1 protein-coding gene is annotated in these 1,456 nt (G+C 63.0%); it reads right to left on the reverse strand.

Annotated features, from left to right (window positions below; translation table 11 throughout):
* Window positions 1–122 precede the first annotated feature (122 nt).
* Window positions 123–1,456: TldD/PmbA family protein (locus NW857_RS12570; RefSeq protein ID WP_414369154.1), on the reverse strand; the 1,334-nt coding region annotated here is incomplete at its 5' end.

Here is a 1,456-nt window from a genome sequence, read left to right on the forward strand (position 1 = left end):
GGGCAGAAGAAGAGACAAAAGCTCTGCTGCCAAGCGGGTGAGGAAACCCCACCCGCCTACGCGGTGGGGTAGTTCATAAATGCTCTGCCCGGCTGTGGAGGGCCTTGCCTGCCGCTTCAGGATTAGCCCGCCGTTACCGATACATCTTCGATGCGCAGAGCCGGAAAGGCCGTGGTGCCGTTGAAAACAGTTACCTCTTGTGAGATGGCGGAGATATTGCGCAAACAATCGTAGAGGTTGCCGGCAATGGTGGTCTCCAGGATGGGGCGCTTCTCGCCACCTTTGACCAAAAAGCCCCCCTTCACCACTCCGGAAAAATCGCCGGTGATCGGGTTGCTGCTGCCGGAAAGCCGCGTGACGATAATGCCCCGCTCCATCGCATACAGCTCAGACAAAGGGGTTGTCCCCGGGGCCACGCTCAGACAGGCCGGCCCCACGCCCGGCAAGCTGCCCGCCCCCCCTGTGGCATGGCCGTTGGAGGGAACGCCGGCAGCCCGGCCTTCGTAGCTGTTGTACATGAAGTTGCAGAGGATCCCTTCGTGGATCAGGGGGGTAATTTGGCGTGGCATCCCCTCGCGGTCGAAGGGCTCGATGGGGTGGCCGGGCAAGCCCAGCCCCTCGGAAACCAAGGTCAACAGGGGGCTGGCGATCAGGGATCCCATCTTCTGCGCCAGGGGGCTTTTGCCCTTGCGCACCGCGTCCGCCCCCAGCACAAAGAGGAGGTCTCCCAGAAACTCCTCCACCACATCCGGCGGCAGGACGATGGAACCGCGAAAACTCTCCCCCTCCCTAGCCCCTAGGGCCCCCACACACTTTTGCACAAAGCGCTCAAAAGCCCGCTCCAGCGCCGGCAGCAGCTCCGCCCGCTTCTGCACACTGTCGCCGTCGTAGGCAAAGCTGCCCACCTCGTCCCCATCGATGGCCATGCCAAACAGGGATCCGCCCGCCTCGACGCTGTGGTAGTTGGCGCGGATGCCGGTGGAAGAAGCAATGGCCACGGTATCCTCTTCCACGCTGAGGGAGCCGCTGTCGATGGTGATGCGGGGATCTTTGGATCGCACCCACTCCACCAGTTGGGATCCCAGTTGCGTCAGCTCGGCAGCATCCAGTTCCAGCAGGCCTGGGTCGAGGGCAAAGGGCACCTGGGGCAGAGGCTGGGGATCCGGCAGGCCGTTGAGGGGATCCGCCGGCGAAGCCTTGGCCATGGCCACCGCCTCAGCCGCTGTCTCGGCCAGCTCTTCCGGGCGGTTGGAAGTGGCAAAGCCCAGCCTGCCGCCGCAGAAAACCCGGATGCCGAACAGGGTCTCGCTGCTGCTACGGGCCAGGTTGAGGTCATTTTTCTCAAAAGTTACTTCCGTCTCACGGCCTGAGTTGGCAAACACCTCTGCTTGGTCGGCCCCGGCAGCCAAGGCCTTTTGCACACCCTGTTCGCAAAGATCCAGCAGGTTTTCAGGAG

Source organism: Synechococcus sp. H55.9, from assembly GCF_047462355.1.
GTDB lineage: Bacteria > Cyanobacteriota > Cyanobacteriia > Thermostichales > Thermostichaceae > Thermostichus.